Annotated in this window: 12 protein-coding genes and 1 pseudogene; all 13 read left to right on the forward strand. The window is 69.5% G+C overall.

The window, feature by feature from the left end; translation table 11 throughout:
* Positions 1 to 514: pseudogene (locus VFO68_RS23070) on the forward strand (ABC transporter ATP-binding protein); the annotation flags it as partial.
* A gap of 40 nt (positions 515 to 554) precedes the next feature.
* On the forward strand, positions 555 to 1,349 hold the full coding sequence (locus tag VFO68_RS23075; RefSeq protein WP_325160448.1) for an ABC transporter permease: 795 nt from the start codon (positions 555 to 557) through the stop codon (positions 1,347 to 1,349).
* Positions 1,350 to 1,351: 2 nt separating this feature from the next.
* Positions 1,352 to 2,155, forward strand: coding sequence for an ABC transporter permease (locus tag VFO68_RS23080; RefSeq protein ID WP_325160449.1), 804 nt, complete (start codon positions 1,352 to 1,354; stop codon positions 2,153 to 2,155).
* Positions 2,152 to 3,495, forward strand: a complete 1,344-nt coding sequence (locus VFO68_RS23085) for an MCE family protein (RefSeq protein ID WP_325160450.1) — start codon at positions 2,152 to 2,154, stop codon at positions 3,493 to 3,495. Before VFO68_RS23080 ends, VFO68_RS23085 begins: the two co-directional genes overlap by 4 nt.
* Positions 3,492 to 4,529 carry an MCE family protein gene (locus VFO68_RS23090; protein ID WP_325160451.1) on the forward strand — a complete coding sequence of 346 codons (1,038 nt, stop codon included), beginning with the start codon at positions 3,492 to 3,494 and terminating at the stop codon, positions 4,527 to 4,529. Before VFO68_RS23085 ends, VFO68_RS23090 begins: the two co-directional genes overlap by 4 nt.
* A complete protein-coding gene (locus VFO68_RS23095; RefSeq protein WP_325160452.1) occupies positions 4,526 to 5,527 on the forward strand; it encodes an MCE family protein in 1,002 nt (333 codons plus the stop codon). Before VFO68_RS23090 ends, VFO68_RS23095 begins: the two co-directional genes overlap by 4 nt.
* On the forward strand, positions 5,524 to 6,720 hold the full coding sequence (locus tag VFO68_RS23100; protein WP_325160453.1) for an MCE family protein: 1,197 nt from the start codon (positions 5,524 to 5,526) through the stop codon (positions 6,718 to 6,720). Before VFO68_RS23095 ends, VFO68_RS23100 begins: the two co-directional genes overlap by 4 nt.
* Before the next feature lie 11 nt (positions 6,721 to 6,731).
* Positions 6,732 to 7,868: an MCE family protein gene (locus VFO68_RS23105; protein ID WP_325160459.1), complete on the forward strand. Its 1,137-nt coding sequence runs from the start codon at positions 6,732 to 6,734 to the stop codon at positions 7,866 to 7,868.
* The gene (locus VFO68_RS23110) at positions 7,868 to 9,121 is read left to right on the forward strand and encodes an MCE family protein (RefSeq protein ID WP_325160454.1); all 1,254 of its coding nucleotides are present in this window, start codon (positions 7,868 to 7,870) and stop codon (positions 9,119 to 9,121) included. Before VFO68_RS23105 ends, VFO68_RS23110 begins: the two co-directional genes overlap by 1 nt.
* A 45-nt stretch (positions 9,122 to 9,166) precedes the next feature.
* Positions 9,167 to 9,715, forward strand: a complete 549-nt coding sequence (locus tag VFO68_RS23115) for a hypothetical protein (RefSeq protein WP_325160455.1) — start codon at positions 9,167 to 9,169, stop codon at positions 9,713 to 9,715.
* A gap of 11 nt (positions 9,716 to 9,726) precedes the next feature.
* Complete coding sequence (locus tag VFO68_RS23120; RefSeq protein ID WP_325160456.1) at positions 9,727 to 10,701, forward strand: hypothetical protein; 975 nt, start codon at positions 9,727 to 9,729, stop codon at positions 10,699 to 10,701.
* A 366-nt stretch (positions 10,702 to 11,067) separates the two neighbouring features.
* A complete protein-coding gene (rpoB, locus tag VFO68_RS23125; RefSeq protein ID WP_325160457.1) occupies positions 11,068 to 14,562 on the forward strand; it encodes a DNA-directed RNA polymerase subunit beta in 3,495 nt (1,164 codons plus the stop codon).
* A gap of 82 nt (positions 14,563 to 14,644) precedes the next feature.
* The coding region (gene rpoC, locus VFO68_RS23130) for a DNA-directed RNA polymerase subunit beta' (protein ID WP_325160458.1) at positions 14,645 to 17,174 on the forward strand (2,530 nt) is incomplete at its 3' end.

The following is a 17,174-nucleotide window of genomic DNA, read 5'->3' on the forward strand; positions in this document are numbered from 1 at the left end:
GATCGTCACGCACAACATCAACGTGGCTCGGACCGTGCCGGACAACCTGGGCATGCTGTTTCGCCGGGAGCTGGTCATGTTCGGCCCGCGCGAGGTGTTGCTGACCTCCGACGAGCCGGTGGTCGAGCAGTTCCTCAACGGCCGCCGGATCGGCCCGATCGGCATGTCCGAGGAGAAGGACGAGGCCACCGCGGCCGCCGAGGCCGCGCACGCCGCCGCCGGCCACTTCGATGGCTCGCCGGACGAGGACGTGCGCGGGATCGTCCCGCAGCTGCAACCCACCCCGGGGCTGCCCGAGCGCACCGCGGTCGGCCGCCGCAAGGACCGGGTGATGCGGATCCTGCACTCGCTGCCGCCCTCCGCGCAGGAAGGGATCATCGAGTCGCTCACCGTCGAGGACCGGCAGCGCTACAACGTGCACCCGCACGTGTTCGCCCGCTCCGGCAGTCGCCACCAGGTCGAGCCGGTGCGACCGTCGCCGTTCCCCCGGCCAGCTCCCGGTGATGCCCCATGACATCCCTCCTGCCAACCGCACCTCAGGGGGAGGCGGAACAGTGAGCACCCGCCCGGCGCCCGCCGGCTTCCCCGGCGCGGGCGCGTTACGCGAGACCGGCCGGCTGTTCGCCCTCGGTCTCGACGTCGTCGTCAACGCCTTCCGGCGGCCGTTCCAGGTCCGCGAGTTCGTCCAGCAGTGCTGGTTCATCGCCAGCGTCACGATCCTGCCGACCGCGCTGATCGCGATCCCGTTCGGCGCGGTGATCGCGATGCAGCTCGGCACGCTGATCATCCAGCTCGGTGCGCAGTCGTTCACCGGTGCGGCCAGCGTGCTGGCGATCATCCAGCAGGCCGCGCCGGTGGTGACCGCGCTGATGGTGGCCGGCGCCGGCGGCTCGGCGATCTGCGCCGACCTCGGGGCCCGCACCATCCGCGAGGAGATCGACGCGATGCGGGTGCTGGGCGTCGACCCGATCCAGCGGCTGGTGGTGCCCCGGGTGCTGGCCATGATGGTGGTCGCCCTGCTGCTCAACGGGCTGGTCAGCGTGGTCGGCGTGATGGGCGGGTACTTCTTCAACGTGGTGCTGCAGGGCGGCACCCCCGGCGCCTACCTGGCCAGCTTCTCCGCGCTCGCCCAGCTTCCCGACCTGTGGATCAGCGAGCTCAAGGCGGTCATCTTCGGGTTCCTCGCCGGGGTGGTGGCGGCCTACCGCGGCCTGAACCCCAAGGGCGGCCCGAAGGGCGTAGGCGACGCGGTCAACCAGTCGGTGGTGATCACGTTCCTGCTGCTGTTCTTCGTCAACTTCGTGCTGACCGCGGTGTACCTGACCGTGGTGCCGCAGAAGGGAAGCTGACGATGTCCCCGCTCGCGATGCTCGACCAGCTCGGCGACCAGCTCTCCTTCTACCTGCGGGCGCTGGCCTGGATTCCGCGCACGCTGCGCCGCTACACCCGGGAGGTGCTGCGGATCCTGGCCGAGGTGAGCTTCGGCAGCGGGGCGCTCGCGGTGATCGGCGGGACGATCGGCGTGATGATCGGCATGACCGTGTTCACCGGCACGGTGGTGGGCCTGCAGGGCTACGCCGCGCTGGACCAGATCGGCACCTCGGCGTTCACCGGGTTCGCCTCGGCCTACATCAACACCCGCGAGGTCGCGCCGCTGATCGCGGGCCTCGCCCTGTCCGCGACGGTCGGCGCCGGCTTCACCGCGCAGCTCGGTGCCATGCGGATCTCCGAGGAGATCGACGCGCTCGAGGTGATGGCGGTGCCCAGCCTGCCGTTCCTGGTCACCACCCGGATCATCGCCGGGTTCATCGCGATCATCCCGCTGTACGTCATCGGCCTGCTGTCCTCCTACCTCGCGTCGCGGGCGATCACGGTGTACTTCTACGGCCAGTCGGCGGGCACCTACGACCACTACTTCAACCTGTTCCTCCCTCCGGAGGACGTGTTCTGGTCGTTCGGCAAGGTGCTGATCTTCAGCGTGGCGATCATCCTGGTGCACTGCTACTACGGCTACCGGGCCAGCGGCGGCCCGGCCGGCGTCGGCGTGGCGGTCGGTCGCTCGGTGCGCACCACGATCGTCACCGCCGCGCTGCTGAACTTCTTCATCGGTTTCGCGGTGTGGGGGACCACGACGACCGTGCGGATCGCGGGATGAGGCCCGGGACCGGTGCCACGATCCGCCGCAGGCTGCTCGGCCTGGGCTTCATCGTGCTCATCGCGGCCCTGGTCACATTGTCGATCGCGTTGTACAACAAGGCCTTCACCAGCGTGGTGACGGTGAAACTGCGCACCGACAAGCTGGGCAACCAGCTCGCCGTGCTCGGCGACGTCAAGGTCCGCGGCCTGATCGTCGGGCAGATCACCCGGATCACGCCGACCACCGGTGGCGCCGAGCTGGATCTGGCCCTCGACCCGGCGAAGGTCGAGCTGATCCCGAACAACGTCACCGCGCAGTTCATCCCCAAGACGCTGTTCGGCGACCGCTACGTGGCGCTGCAGATCCCGACCGAGCCGGCGCCGGCGCACCTGGCCGAGGGGGACGTGATCCAGCAGGACAAGTCCCGGCGCGCGGTCGAGTTGGAGGCGGCGCTGGAGCATCTGCTGCCGGTGTTGCAGGCGGTGCAGCCGGAGAAGCTGTCCAGCACGCTGTCGGCGATCTCCACCGCCCTGGACGGCCGGGGCAAGGCACTCGGCGAGACCATCGCCGACGTCGGCCGCCTGGTCGCCGAGCTGAACCCGCACCTGCCGCAGTTGCAGCACGACGTGGCCGCGCTCGCCGACCTGTCCGGCACCTACGCCGAGGCGCTGCCGGACATCGTCACCGCGCTGGACGACCTGACGGTGACCTCGCGGACGCTGGTCGAGCAGCGGGCGAACCTGGACGCCCTGTACGGCAGCCTGACCACCTCCACCCGCACCCTGGACGGCTTCCTGCGGGCCAACCAGGGCAACCTGATCCAGCTCGCGGACAGCTCCCGGCCGACGCTGGAGCTGCTGGCCAGGTACGCGCCCGAGTACCCGTGCTTCCTCAAGCAGATGGCCGGGCTGGTCGACCCGGCCAACGCGGTGCTGGGCCGGGGCGCCTCGCCGCCGGGGTTGAGCGCCTCGATCGAGATCGTGGTCAACCGAGGTCCCTACCAGCCCGGCCGGGACACCCCCCGGTTCGACGAGCACCGGGGCCCGCGCTGCTACAACCCGGCCGACTTCTGCGACCCGTTCCCGGAACAGCCGCCGGGCGGTCCGCTGCGCGACGGCACCGCACCCACCCCGCCGCCCCGCCCGTCCTGCGACAAGCAGGCGCCCGGCGGCACTGTGCCCTCGGCCGCCGAGCCGGCCCGGACCGACGGGTTGGGCCTGGCCAACTCGCCGGGGGAGCGGGACCTGATCGCCCACCTGCTGGCCCCTGACGTCGGGGTCGAGCCGGCCGACATGCCGGGCTGGAGCAGCCTGCTGCTCGGCCCGCTGCTGCGCGGGGCGGAGGTGAGCTTCCGGTGAGACACCTGGCCGGCGCGCTGACCAAGCTGGTGATCTTCGCGGTGGTGACCGTCGCGGCGACCGCCGTGCTCGCGATCAGCATCGCCAACACCGACCTCAGCTCGACCGACAGCTACACCGCCCGGTTCTCCGACGCCACCCTGCTCCTGCCCGGCGACGACGTGCGGATCGCCGGGGTGCGGGTCGGTCAGGTGGAGGAGATCTCGGTGGCCGACCACACCCAGGCGCAGGTGCGCTTCTCGGTCAGCTCCGCGCGCCGGCTGCCGGCCGGGGTGACCGCCGCGATCAAGTTCCGCAACATCGTCGGCCAGCGCTATGTCGCGCTCGGCCAGGGCGAAGCCGGCGGCAACCCGAACGCGGTGCTCGAACCGGGCGGCAACATCCCGATCGAGCGCACCCGGCCCGCGCTGGACCTCACCGAGCTGTTCAACGGGTTCAAGCCGCTGTTCCAGGCGCTTGACCCGGACGAGGTGAACAAGCTGTCCTACGAGCTGATCCAGGTGCTGCAGGGCGACGGCGGCACGGTCGAGTCGCTGCTCGCCCACACCGCGACGCTGACCTCGGCGCTGGCCGACAAGGACAAGGTGATCGGCGAGCTGATCGGCAACCTGAACAGCGTGCTGGACACGGTCAACGATCGCGGCCAGCAACTGTCCGACCTGATCGGCACGCTGCAGCGGCTGGTCTCCGGGCTGGCGGCGGACCGGGAGCCGATCGGGCAGGCCGTGGAGGCGATCGGCGGGCTGGCCACCACGACCGCCGGCCTGCTGGAGCAGGCGCGGGCGCCGCTCAAGCAGGACATCGCCAACCTGGGCCTGCTGACCGACCGGCTCAACGCCCACGAGCCGGAGTTGGAGCACTTCATCCAGTTCCTGCCGACCAAGACGGCGACGCTGACCCGCACGGTGAGCTACGGCTCCTGGTTCAACTTCTTCCTGTGCTCGGCATCGGGCTCGGTGAGCATCCCCGGCCTGATCACCACGCCGGTGAACGTCCCGGTGGTCGACGCGACCGTGGCGAGGTGCTCGGGATGAGGTCGTTCGGCTCGCGCAACCCGATCCCGATCGCGATCGTCGGGATCGTCCTGATCGCGCTCGCGCTGACCGCGGCGATGTTCTCCGACGACCTGCCGATCATCGGCGCGGGCACCACCTACAGCGCCGAGTTCAGCGAGGCCGCCGGGCTGGTGCCGGACGACGAGGTCCGGGTGGCCGGGGTGAAGGTGGGCAAGGTCCGCGACATCGAGCTGGACGGGGACCGGGTGGTGGTCACGTTCAAGGTCAAGGACACCTGGCTGGGGGACCGGACCCGGGCCGCGATCAAGATCAAGACCTTGCTGGGTCAGAAGTTCCTCGCGCTGGAGCCGGACGGCGTGGCGGTGCTCGACCCGGCCGACCGGATCCCGCTGGCCCGCACGGTGGCGCCCTACGACGTGCTGGAGGCCTTCCGCGGGCTGGCGCAGACCGTCGACGAGGTGGACACCGAGCAGTTGGCCCGCAGCTTCGAGGTGATCACCGAGACGTTCGCCGACACGCCGGACGAGGTGCGCGGGGCGCTGGACGGGCTGCGCTCGCTGTCGGCGACCGTGGCGTCCCGGGACGAGGAGCTGGCCCGGCTGCTGTCCAACACCCGGCAGATCAGCCAGACCCTGGCCGAGCGGGACGCCGAGGTGACCAAGCTGATCAACGACGGCAACCTGCTGCTCGCCGAGGTGGAGAAGCGACGGGCGGCGATCAGCGCGTTGCTGGACGGCACGATCCGGCTGTCCCGGGAGCTGCAGGACCTGGTGACCGACAACGCCGAGCAGCTGCAGCCGGTGCTGGCGAGCCTGGACACGCTCACCACCATGCTGGCCCGCAACCAGGACGACCTCGCCAAGGGCATCCGGAACATGGCGCCGTTCGTGCGGCTGTTCAACAACGCGGTGGGCAACGGCCACTGGTTCGACAACTACATCTGCGGACTGCTGCCGCCGGCCACCCCGTTGCCCGGCGTCAACGAGCAGGGCTGCCTGGGGAGGTTGAACCGATGACCACCCACGGGACCGTCCGCCGCCGGCGGCTGCGCGCCGCGGCCATCGTCACGATTCTGGCCCTGCTGGTGGCCGGCTTCCTGTGGTGGGTGCTGCGGGTCACCGACGAGAAGCGGTACAGCGCGGTGTTCACCGGCACGGTCGGGCTCTACGAGGACAACGACGTCCGGGTGCTCGGGGTCAAGGTCGGTCACGTGACCAAGGTGGTCCCGCAGGGCGACACCGTGCTGGTGGAGATGGTGGTGGACCGAGACGTGCGGATCCCGGCCGGCGCCTCCGCGGCGATCGTGGCACCGTCCCTGGTCAGCGACCGGTACGTGCAGTTCGCCCCGGCCTACACCGGCGGCGCGGAGCTCGCCCCCGGCACGGTGGTGCCGAGGGAGCGCACCGCCACCCCGCTCGAGGTGGACGACCTGTACGCGAGCCTCAACCGGGTCAGCACCACGCTGGGACCCAACGGCGTCAACAAGAACGGGGCGCTGGCCGATCTGCTGAACACCCTGGCGGCCAACACCAGAGGCAACGGCGCGGCGATCAACGACACGGTCACCCAGCTGTCCCGGCTGTCCAGCACCCTGTCCGGCAACTCCGACGACCTGTTCGCCACCGTGGACAACCTGAGCCGGTTCACCAGCACGCTGGCCGGCAGCGACGCCGCGGTGCGCCAGTTCTCCCAGCAGGTCTCCGACGTCACCGGGTTCCTCGCAGGCGAACGGTCCGACCTGGGCGAAACGGTGCGCCAGCTCGGCATCGCGCTGGGGTTGGTGCAGAAGTTCATCAACGACAACCGGTCCCGGCTGGCGTCCAATGTGGACAAACTGGCGGCGGTGACCCAGGTGCTGGTGGACCAGCGGGCGGCGCTCGCCGAGGTGCTCGACATCGCCCCGCTGGCGTTGTCCAACATCATCAACGCCTACAACGGCTCGTCCGGCACCCTGGACACCCGCAGCAACCTCAACGAGCTGTCGCAGCCGCCGATCGTGCTGGTGTGCGGTCTGCTGCGGCAGACCACCCCGGCGCAGCTGCCGCCGGTGCTGGCCGAGACCTGCGACTCGATCGCCCCGCTGGTGAGCGGCCTGGTGCCGCTGGAGTCGCCGGCCGAGGTGCTCGCCGGGCTGCAGCAGGGCAGGCTGCCGCCGCTGCCGTTGCCGCTGGCCGGCGCGGTGTACACGAACTCCGGGAGCCCGCGGTGAAGCGCCGCGCGATGGCCCCGGTGCTCGCCGGGCTGCTGGCGCTCGGCGGCTGCTCGTTCACCGGCATCTACGACGTGCCGTTGCCCGGCGGGGCCGACGTCGGCGACCATCCCTACCGGGTGAAGGTGCGCTTCCACGACGTGCTGGACCTGGTGCCGCAGTCCGGGGTGAAGGTCAACGAGGTGGCGGTCGGGCGGGTGCAGGACATCGCCCTGGCCCCGGACGGTTGGACCGCCGAGGTCACCGTGCTGGTCAACGGCGACGTGGCGCTGCCCGCCAACGCCCTGGCCAAGCTGCGCCAGTCCAGCCTGCTCGGGGAGAAGTACGTGGAGCTGTCCGCGCCGTCCGCGCCGGACCCGGCCCGGCTCGCCGACGGCGCGGTGATCCCGGTGGAGCGCACCAACCGCAACACCGAGGTGGAGGAGGTGCTCGGCGCGCTGTCCATGCTGCTCAACGGCGGCGGTGTGGAGCAGTTGCGGAGCATCTCGCACGAGCTGAACGAGGCCCTGGTGGGCAACGAGGAGGACATCCGCACCGCGCTGGACGGGGTCACCAGCTTCGTGTCCACATTGGACCGGAGCAGGGCGGACATCACCCGCGCGATCGACGGGCTGAACCGGCTGGCCGGCAACCTTGCCGCCCAGCGCGACCAGATCGCGGGTGCGATCGACGACCTGGGGCCGGGCCTGCAGGTGCTGTCCGACCAACGCGGCCAGCTCGTCACCATGCTGCAGGCGCTCGACTCGCTGTCCACGGTCGCGGTGGACACGGTCAACCGGAGCCAGGTCGACATCGTGGCCGACCTCAAGGCGCTGATGCCGGCGCTGGCCAAGCTCGGCGAGGCGGGCAACGACCTGCCGAAGGCGCTGGAGCTGCTGCTGACGATGCCGTTCCCGGACGAGGCGGTCAACGACGTGCGGGGCGACTACTTCAACCTGTTCGCCAAGATCGACCTGAACCTCCAGTCGGTGATCGACAACCTGAGCCGGTCCCGGAACAGCCCGCTGACCGGCATCCTGCCCAGCGGCCAGGCGGCGGCTCCGGCGATTCCGTTGCCGCTTCCCTCGATCGGCACGCTGCCCGGGCAGCAGCCGAACCAGGCCAAGCCGTGCGGGGTCCTCGACGTGCTGCTGGGCGGGTGTCGCTGATGCTCACCCGAACCGTCCGGCTGCAGTTGGTGGCGTTCTTCGTGATCGCGGTCCTCGCCGTGGTGTACGCCCTGTTCCGGTTCACCGACCTGGGCAAGGTGTTCGGCGCCGAGGGCTACACGGTCCAGCTGAACCTGGCCGACTCGGGCGGGATCTTCAGCAACGCCGAGGTGACCTACCGCGGCGTGAACGTGGGCCGGGTCGGCGAGCTCCGGTTGACCGCGGACGGTCTGCAGGTGGACCTGAACATCGACCCGGACGCCCCGGACATCCCGGCCGACCTGGACGCGGTGGTGGCCAACCGGTCCGCGGTCGGCGAGCAGTACGTGGACCTGCGTCCGCGCACCGCCGCGGCCCCGTACCTGTCGGCCGGCTCGGTCATCCCGGTCGACCGGACCCGGACCCCGATCGGCACCGACACCGTGCTGCGCGACCTGGACAGCCTGGCCGCCTCGGTGCCGACCGACGCGCTGCGCGACGTGGTCGACGAGCTGTATCTGGCGTTCCGGGGCACCGGCACGGACCTGCAGGTGCTGCTGGACAGCACGCGCAACCTGACCAGCGCGGCGATCGCGAACCTGCCGGCGACCATCACCCTGATCGACACCGGCGGCACGGTGCTGGACACCCAGAACGCCGAGGCCGGCAACATCACCTCGTTCGGACGCGACCTGCGGCTGCTGACCGAGCAACTGCGGGCCTCCGACCCGGACCTGCGCAACCTGATCGCGGCCACCCCGCGGGCCGCCGACGCGATCGACGACCTGCTCACCGAGTCCGGCTCCGACCTGAGCCTGCTCTTCGCGAACCTGCTGACCACCTCGAACATCCTGCGGGTGCGCACCGACGGGGTGGAGTACGCCCTGGTCGCCTACCCGGTGCTGTCCGCCGCGGCGCAGGGGGTGCTGGCCTCCGGCGACGGCACCGTGCACCTGGGCCTGGCGCTCAACCTGTTCAACCCGCCGGTCTGCGCCCGGGGCTACGAGCAGGCCGTGCGGCGGGACGGCAACCAGACCGGACCGCCGCCCCCGCTGCCGGAGCAGACCTACTGCGCCGAGCCCACCGGCAGCCCGATCAACGTCCGCGGCTCGCAGAACGCCCCGTTCAACGGGGTGCCCAAGCAGTCCACCCAGGCCGCGAGCCCGCCCGGGCAACCGGCCGGTCCGGGGACCACCGGCCTGCCGCCGGCCGTGACCAACCCGGGCATCCAGGGGCTACGTGCCCTCGCCGACCTGCTCGGCCTGCCCGGTTGACACGCCCACCAGCATGTACATATCGCCATCTACTCTGGAGTAGTAATGACATCTCCCGACAGCGCGGAACCGGACACCCGCCGGCGGCCCGTGCACCTGCTGCTGACCGGAGCGGTCGCGCTGGTCGTCGCGGCCGCCGTGGTCGCCACCTGGTTCGGCATCGCCTGGATCAAGGCCGGCAACGACGACGTGGTGACCAGGGCAGCGGCCCGGGACGAGGTCGACCGGGTGGCCCGGCAGGCGCTCAAGACCATGCAGACGCTGGACTACCACAACCTGGACGAGAGCCTGAACAACTGGGAGGCCGCGGCCACCGGCCCGCTGCACGACGACTTCGTCAACCGCAAGGAGAACGCGAAGAAGGCGCTCGCGGAAGCGAAGTCCAAGACGACGGCGGACATCCTCGCGCTCGCGGTGACCGACCTGAACGAGTTCGACGGCACCGCGACGGTGATCGCCGCCTCCGTGTCCGGGGTCAGCCTCGCCGACGCGCCCCCGACCACCAAGTACCGGCGGGTCAAGGCCACGCTCCAGCGCACCGGTGACGGCTGGAAGGTTTCCGCCTTGACCTTCGTCGAACCGGCCCAGAGCTGAGAGGACCCGCCGTGCCGCCGTCCCGCCGTCAGACCAGAACCACGCCGCCGACCCGGCGGCCGCGGGTGGCCGGCCTGCGCCGGCCGGATACCCAGCGCCCCGAACCGGACCTCCCGCCGCACGAGGCCGACGAACCCCAGACCGAACCCGAGGTGATCGACACCGAGGTGATCGACACCGAGGTGACCGACACGGAGGTAATCGACACGGGGGCGGAGCCGGAGCCGATCGCGCCCGCCGGCGGGGTGATCGGCGCCGCGGCGCCGGCAGCCGGTGCGAAGCCGTCGCCGGGCCGCGTCGAGCTCGACGAGGAGCGGCCGGTGCCGGCGGCCCGGCCGGCCGGCAAACGTCGCTCGATCGGGATTACCCAACCGGGTGACCTGGCCGAAGCCGAGGCCGAGGTCGCCGGCACCGAACCCGGGCCGGCCCAGCGGCGCCGGGTGAACCCGCTGGCCCTGGCGATCGGCCTGATCGTGCTGGCGCTGCTGCTGGGCGGGCTCGCCGTGTGGTTCCGGGGTGAGGCCGACCGGCGCGTGGAGGCGGCGGACACCAACAACGCCGCGCTGACCGATCCGGGCGCGGCGGTGGAGGTGACCGAGAAGCTGCGCACCGCGATCGAGCGGACGTTCTCGTTCAACTACACCGACCTGGACAGCACCGAGAAGGCGGTGCGGGAGAACCTGGCCGGCAAGGCGGCCTGCGAGTACGACCAGCTCTTCGGCGAGGTGCGCAAGCTCGCTCCGGAGCAGAAGATCGTGGTCAGCGCCCAGGTGCGCGACATCGGGCTGATCCGCCTGGAGGGGGACAAGGCCCAGGCGCTGGTGTTCCTCGACCAGCGGTCCACCCGGGGCGACAACAACCAGGCCGCGGTCAGCGGAGCGCAGTTCACCGTCAACGCCGAACGGCAGGACGGCCAGTGGAAGATCACCGGCTTCGACCTGCTCGGCCAGCCCCTCGCCGGCGGCAAGCCGGCACCCCAGTGCTGAGGTGTGGACATGACCGGTGCTTGAATAGGTCCAATCGCCAGTTCGCCCCGTCCTGATGCGCCGGCGTTTCCCCAGGTGACTGCGCACGCTGCGTAGCGGATACCTCGACTAGAGGTAGGGATCATGGTGCGGCATCTTGACTCGGCGGCGCCGCAGGGTCACGCTGTTTGTCAGCGCGCACTCCAGCGAGAGGATTCCCTTGAGCGGCGGGCCTGGACAGTCGCCGGTTTAATGGCTAGACTGCCCCTTTGCGCTGCCCACTTTCGCATGCCCTAGACTGGTGGGTACCACCGCACCCTTGATCAGGCGCGCTACCTGTGCTAGCGCGGCTGCTCAGACCGCTCATTAGTCCTGGAAGGACGCATCTTGGCAGTCTCCCGCGTGACCAAGGCCACTGCGACCAATTCCACTGCATCGAACTCAGGAATCCCCGGCGCGCCCCGGCGCGTGTCGTTCGCGAAGATCCGCGAGCCCCTGGGAACACCCAACCTGCTGGACCTGCAGATTCAGTCGTTCGAGTGGTTCACCGGAGCCGAGTCCTGGTTTCAGCGACGTATCGACGCCGGTGACGATAACCCGATCGGGGGCCTCGAGGAGGTCCTGAACGAGATCTCCCCCATCGAGGACTTCTCCGGCTCGATGTCGCTGTCCTTCTCCGACCCTCGCTTCGACGAGGTCAAGGCCTCCGTCGAGGAGTGCAAGGACAAGGACATGACCTACGCGGCGCCGCTGTTCGTCACCGCGGAGTTCACCAACCACACCACCGGCGAGATCAAGAGCCAGACGGTGTTCATGGGTGACTTCCCGGTCATGACCGACAAGGGCACCTTCATCATCAACGGCACCGAGCGGGTCGTGGTGTCCCAGCTCGTCCGTTCCCCGGGCGTCTACTTCGACACCTCCGTCGACAAGACGACCGACAAGGACGTGTTCAGCGTCAAGGTCATCCCGAGCCGCGGCGCCTGGCTCGAGTTCGACGTCGACAAGCGCGACACCGTCGGTGTGCGCATCGACCGCAAGCGCCGCCAGCCGGTCACCGTGCTGCTCAAGGCGCTGGGCTGGAGCACAGAGCAGATCCGCGAGCGGTTCCACTTCTCCGAGACGCTGATCGCCACGCTGGACAAGGACCACACCGCCGGCACCGACGAGGCGCTGCTGGACATCTACCGCAAGCTGCGCCCGGGTGAGCCGCCGACCAAGGAGAGCGCGCAGACCCTGCTGGAGAACCTCTTCTTCAAGGAGAAGCGCTACGACCTGGCCAAGGTGGGCCGCTACAAGGTCAACAAGAAGCTCGGTCTGGCTTCGCCGGTGGGCACCGGCGTGCTCACCGAGGACGACATCGTCACCGCGATCGAGTACCTGGTCCGGCTGCACGCCGGCGAGACCACGATGCCAACGGCCGGCGGCGACGGGACCGTCCCGGTCGAGGTGGACGACATCGACCACTTCGGCAACCGGCGGCTGCGCACGGTCGGCGAGCTGATCCAGAACCAGATCCGGGTCGGCCTGTCCCGGATGGAGCGGGTCGTCCGGGAGCGGATGACCACGCAGGACGTCGAGGCGATCACGCCGCAGACCCTGATCAACATCCGCCCGGTGGTAGCGGCGATCAAGGAGTTCTTCGGCACCTCGCAGCTGTCCCAGTTCATGGACCAGACCAACCCGATCGCCGGTCTGACGCACAAGCGCCGGCTGTCCGCGCTCGGGCCCGGTGGTCTGTCCCGCGAGCGGGCCGGCATGGAGGTCCGCGACGTCCACCACAGCCACTACGGCCGGATGTGCCCGATCGAGACGCCGGAAGGCCCGAACATCGGTCTGATCGGCTCGCTGTCCTCCTACGGGCGGGTCAACCCGTTCGGCTTCATCGAGACGCCGTACCGCAAGGTCGTCGAGGGTCAGGTCACCGACCAGATCGACTACCTGACCGCGGACGAGGAGGACCGGCACGTCATCGCGCAGGCCAACGCGCCGCTGGACGACCAGAACCACTTCGCCGAGGACCGCGTCCTGGTCCGGAAGAAGGGCGGCGAGGTCGAGTTCATCGAGCCGTTCGACGTGGACTACATGGACGTCTCGCCGCGGCAGATGGTCTCGGTGGCCACCGCGATGATCCCGTTCCTCGAGCACGACGACGCCAACCGCGCGCTGATGGGCGCCAACATGCAGCGCCAGGCGGTTCCGCTGCTGCGCAGCGAGTCGCCGCTGGTCGGCACCGGCATGGAGCTGCGTGCCGCGGTGGACGCCGGTGACCTGGTGGTGGCCGAGAAGTCCGGCGTGGTCGAGGAGCTGTCCGCGGACTTCATCACGGTGATGGCCGACGACGGCAGCCGCCGCACCTACCGGCTGTACAAGTTCGACCGCTCCAACCAGGGCACCTGCATCAACCAGAAGCCGATCGTCTCCGAGGGCGACCGGGTCGAGGCGGGCCAGGTGATCGCGGACGGGCCGTGCACCGAGAACGGCGAGATGGCGCTCGGCAAGAACCTGCTGGTCGCGATCATGCCGTGGGAGGGCCACAACTACGAGGACGCGATCATCCTGTCGCAGCGGCTCGTCGAGGAGGACGTGCTCACGTCCATCCACATCGAGGAGCACGAGATCGACGCCCGGGACACCAAGCTCGGCGCCGAGGAGATCACCCGGGACATCCCGAACGTCTCCGAGGAGGTGCTCGCCGACCTCGACGAGCGCGGCATCGTCCGGATCGGCGCGGAGGTCGGCGCCGGCGACATCCTGGTCGGCAAGGTCACCCCGAAGGGCGAGACCGAGCTGACCCCCGAGGAGCGGCTGCTCCGCGCGATCTTCGGCGAGAAGGCCCGCGAGGTCCGTGACACCTCGCTGAAGGTGCCGCACGGCGAGACCGGCAAGGTGGTCCGCATCCGGGTGTTCAGCCGGGAGGACGAGGACGAGCTGCCGCCGGGCGTCAACGAGCTGGTCCGGGTGTACGTGGCGCAGAAGCGCAAGATCCAGGACGGCGACAAGCTCGCCGGCCGGCACGGCAACAAGGGCGTGATCGGCAAGATCCTTCCGGTGGAGGACATGCCGTTCCTGCCGGACGGCACCCCGGTCGACGTCGTGCTGAACACGCACGGTGTGCCGCGCCGGATGAACATCGGCCAGGTGCTGGAGACCCACCTCGGCTGGATCGCCAAGCAGGGCTGGCAGATCGACGGCGCTCCGGACTGGGCGAAGCGGCTGCCGGAGGACCTGCACTCCGCCGAGCCCGGCACGAACACCGCCACCCCGGTGTTCGACGGGGCCAAGGAGGACGAGATCACGGGCCTGCTCGGCTCGACGCTGCCCAACCGGGACGGCGAGCGGCTGGTCGGCGAGGACGGCAAGGCGACGCTGTTCGACGGTCGCTCCGGTGAGCCGTTCCCGTTCCCCGTGGCGATCGGCTACATGTACATCCTCAAGCTGCTGCACCTGGTCGACGACAAGATCCACGCCCGGTCCACCGGCCCGTACTCGATGATCACCCAGCAGCCGCTCGGTGGTAAGGCGCAGTTCGGTGGCCAGCGCTTCGGTGAGATGGAGTGCTGGGCGATGCAGGCCTACGGCGCGGCGTACACGCTGCAGGAGCTGCTCACGATCAAGTCGGACGACGTGCTCGGCCGGGTCAAGGTGTACGAGGCGATCGTCAAGGGCGAGAACATCCCCGAGCCGGGCATCCCGGAGTCGTTCAAGGTGCTGCTCAAGGAGCTGCAGTCGCTGTGCCTCAACGTCGAGGTGCTCTCCAGTGACGGTGCGGCCATCGAGATGCGGGACTCCGACGACGAGGACCTCGAGCGCGCGGCCGCCAACCTCGGCATCAACCTGTCCCGCAACGAGTCGCCGTCCGTCGATGACGTCGTGAACTGAACCCCGCCGCGCCGGGTGCGCGAGCACCCGGCGCAGGCCCGATCCCCGGCAGACATACCAACAATTGGGGAGAAGAACCAACTTGCTGGACGTCAACTTCTTCGATGAGCTTCGCATCGGTCTGGCGACCGCTGACGACATCCGCCAGTGGTCCTACGGCGAGGTGAAGAAGCCCGAAACCATCAACTACCGCACCCTCAAGCCGGAGAAGGACGGGCTCTTCTGCGAGAAGATCTTCGGCCCGACCCGCGACTGGGAGTGCTACTGCGGCAAGTACAAGCGGGTTCGCTTCAAGGGCATCATCTGTGAGCGCTGCGGCGTCGAGGTGACCCGGGCCAAGGTGCGCCGCGAGCGGATGGGTCACATCGAGCTGGCCGCTCCGGTCACGCACATCTGGTACTTCAAGGGTGTGCCGAGCCGGCTCGGCTACCTGCTCGACCTGGCACCGAAGGATCTCGAGAAGATCATCTACTTCGCCGCCTACGTGATCACCAGCGTGGACACCGAGCAGCGGCACAACGACCAGCCGACCCTGGAGAGCGAGATCGGGGTCGAGCGCAAGCAGGTCGAGGCCCGGCGCGATGCCGACATCGAGGCGCGGGCCCAGAAGCTCGAGGCCGACCTGGCCCAGCTGGAGGCCGAGGGCGCCAAGAGCGACGTGCGCCGCAAGGTCAAGGAGGGCGGCGAGCGGGAGATGCGCCAGCTCCGCGACCGGGCCCAGCGTGAGCTGGACCGGCTCGACGAGATCTGGACCACCTTCACCAAGCTCGAGCCCAAGCAGCTGATCGCCGACGAGCTGCTCTACCGCGAGCTGACCGACCGCTACGGCGAGTTCTTCACCGGCTCGATGGGTGCCGAGGCGATCCAGAAGCTGGCCGCCGACTTCGACGTCGAGGCCGAGGCCGAGAACCTGCGCGACACGATCCGCAACGGCAAGGGGCAGAAGAAGCTCCGCGCCCTCAAGCGGCTCAAGGTCGTGGCGGCGTTCTCCGCGACCAGCAACTCGCCCATGGGCATGGTGCTCGACTGCATCCCGGTGATCCCGCCGGACCTGCGGCCGATGGTCCAGCTCGACGGTGGCCGGTTCGCCACCTCCGACCTGAACGACCTGTACCGCCGGGTGATCAACCGGAACAACCGGTTGAAGCGGCTGATCGACCTGGGCGCGCCCGAGATCATCGTCAACAACGAGAAGCGGATGCTGCAGGAGGCCGTCGACGCGCTGTTCGACAACGGCCGCCGCGGCCGTCCGGTCACCGGCCCGGGCAACCGGCCGCTGAAGTCGCTGTCCGACCTGCTCAAGGGCAAGCAGGGCCGGTTCCGCCAGAACCTGCTCGGCAAGCGCGTCGACTACTCCGGCCGTTCGGTCATCGTGGTCGGCCCGCAGCTCAAGCTGCACCAGTGCGGTCTGCCCAAGGCGATGGCGCTGGAGCTGTTCAAGCCGTTCGTGATGAAGCGGCTGGTCGACCTCAACCACGCGCAGAACATCAAGTCCGCCAAGCGGATGGTGGAGCGGGCCCGGCCGGCGGTGTGGGACGTGCTGGAAGAGGTCATCACCGAACACCCGGTGATGCTCAACCGCGCGCCGACGCTGCACCGCCTCGGCATCCAGGCCTTCGAGCCGCAACTGGTCGAGGGCAAGGCGATCCAGCTGCACCCGCTGGTCTGCGAGGCGTTCAACGCCGACTTCGACGGTGACCAGATGGCGGTGCACCTGCCGCTGTCCGCCGAGGCCCAGGCCGAGGCGCGAATCCTGATGCTGTCGTCGAACAACATCCTGTCGCCGGCGTCTGGGCGACCGCTGGCCATGCCGCGTCTGGACATGGTCACCGGGCTGTTCCACCTGACCCGGATCAAGGAGGACGGTCTCGGCGCGGGTCAGGCGTTCTCCTCGCCGGCGGAGGCGATCATGGCCTTCGATCGCAAGTCGGTTGGCCTGCAGTCGCCGATCAAGGTCCGCATCCACGACCGCGCGCCCAACGCGGTCGACCGGCCGGAGACCTGGGAGCCGGGCACCGCCTGGCTCGCCGAGACCACGCTGGGCCGGGTGCTGTTCAACGACCTGCTCCCCGAGGACTACCCGTTCATCAACGAGGCGATGCCGAAGAAGCGGCAGGCCGCGATCGTGAACGACCTCGCCGAGCGGTACCCGATGGTCACCGTGGCTCGGACCCTGGACAAGCTCAAGGACGCCGGCTTCTTCTGGGCCACCCGGTCCGGTGTCACGATCGCCATCTCGGACATCGTGGTGCCGCCGAACAAGCAGGAGATCCTGGACTCCTACGAGCTCAAGGCCGACGCGGTGGAGAAGCGCTACCAGCGTGGGCAGCTGTCCCACACGGAGCGCAACAGCGAACTGGTCAAGGTGTGGGGCCAGGCGACCGAAGAGGTCGCCAGGGCCATGGAGGACAACTTCCCCGAGGACAACCCGATCCCGATGATCGTGAAGTCGGGCGCGGCGGGCAACATGACCCAGGTCCGGTCGCTGGCCGGGATGCGTGGTCTGGTGTCCAACCCGAAGGGCGAGTACATCCCGCGGCCGATCAAGAACAACTTCCGCGAGGGTCTGTCCGTGCTGGAGTACTTCATCGCCACGCACGGCGCCCGCAAGG

The organism is Actinophytocola sp., assembly GCF_035712165.1.
In the GTDB taxonomy this organism is placed as follows: Bacteria; Actinomycetota; Actinomycetes; order Mycobacteriales; family Pseudonocardiaceae; genus DASYTH01.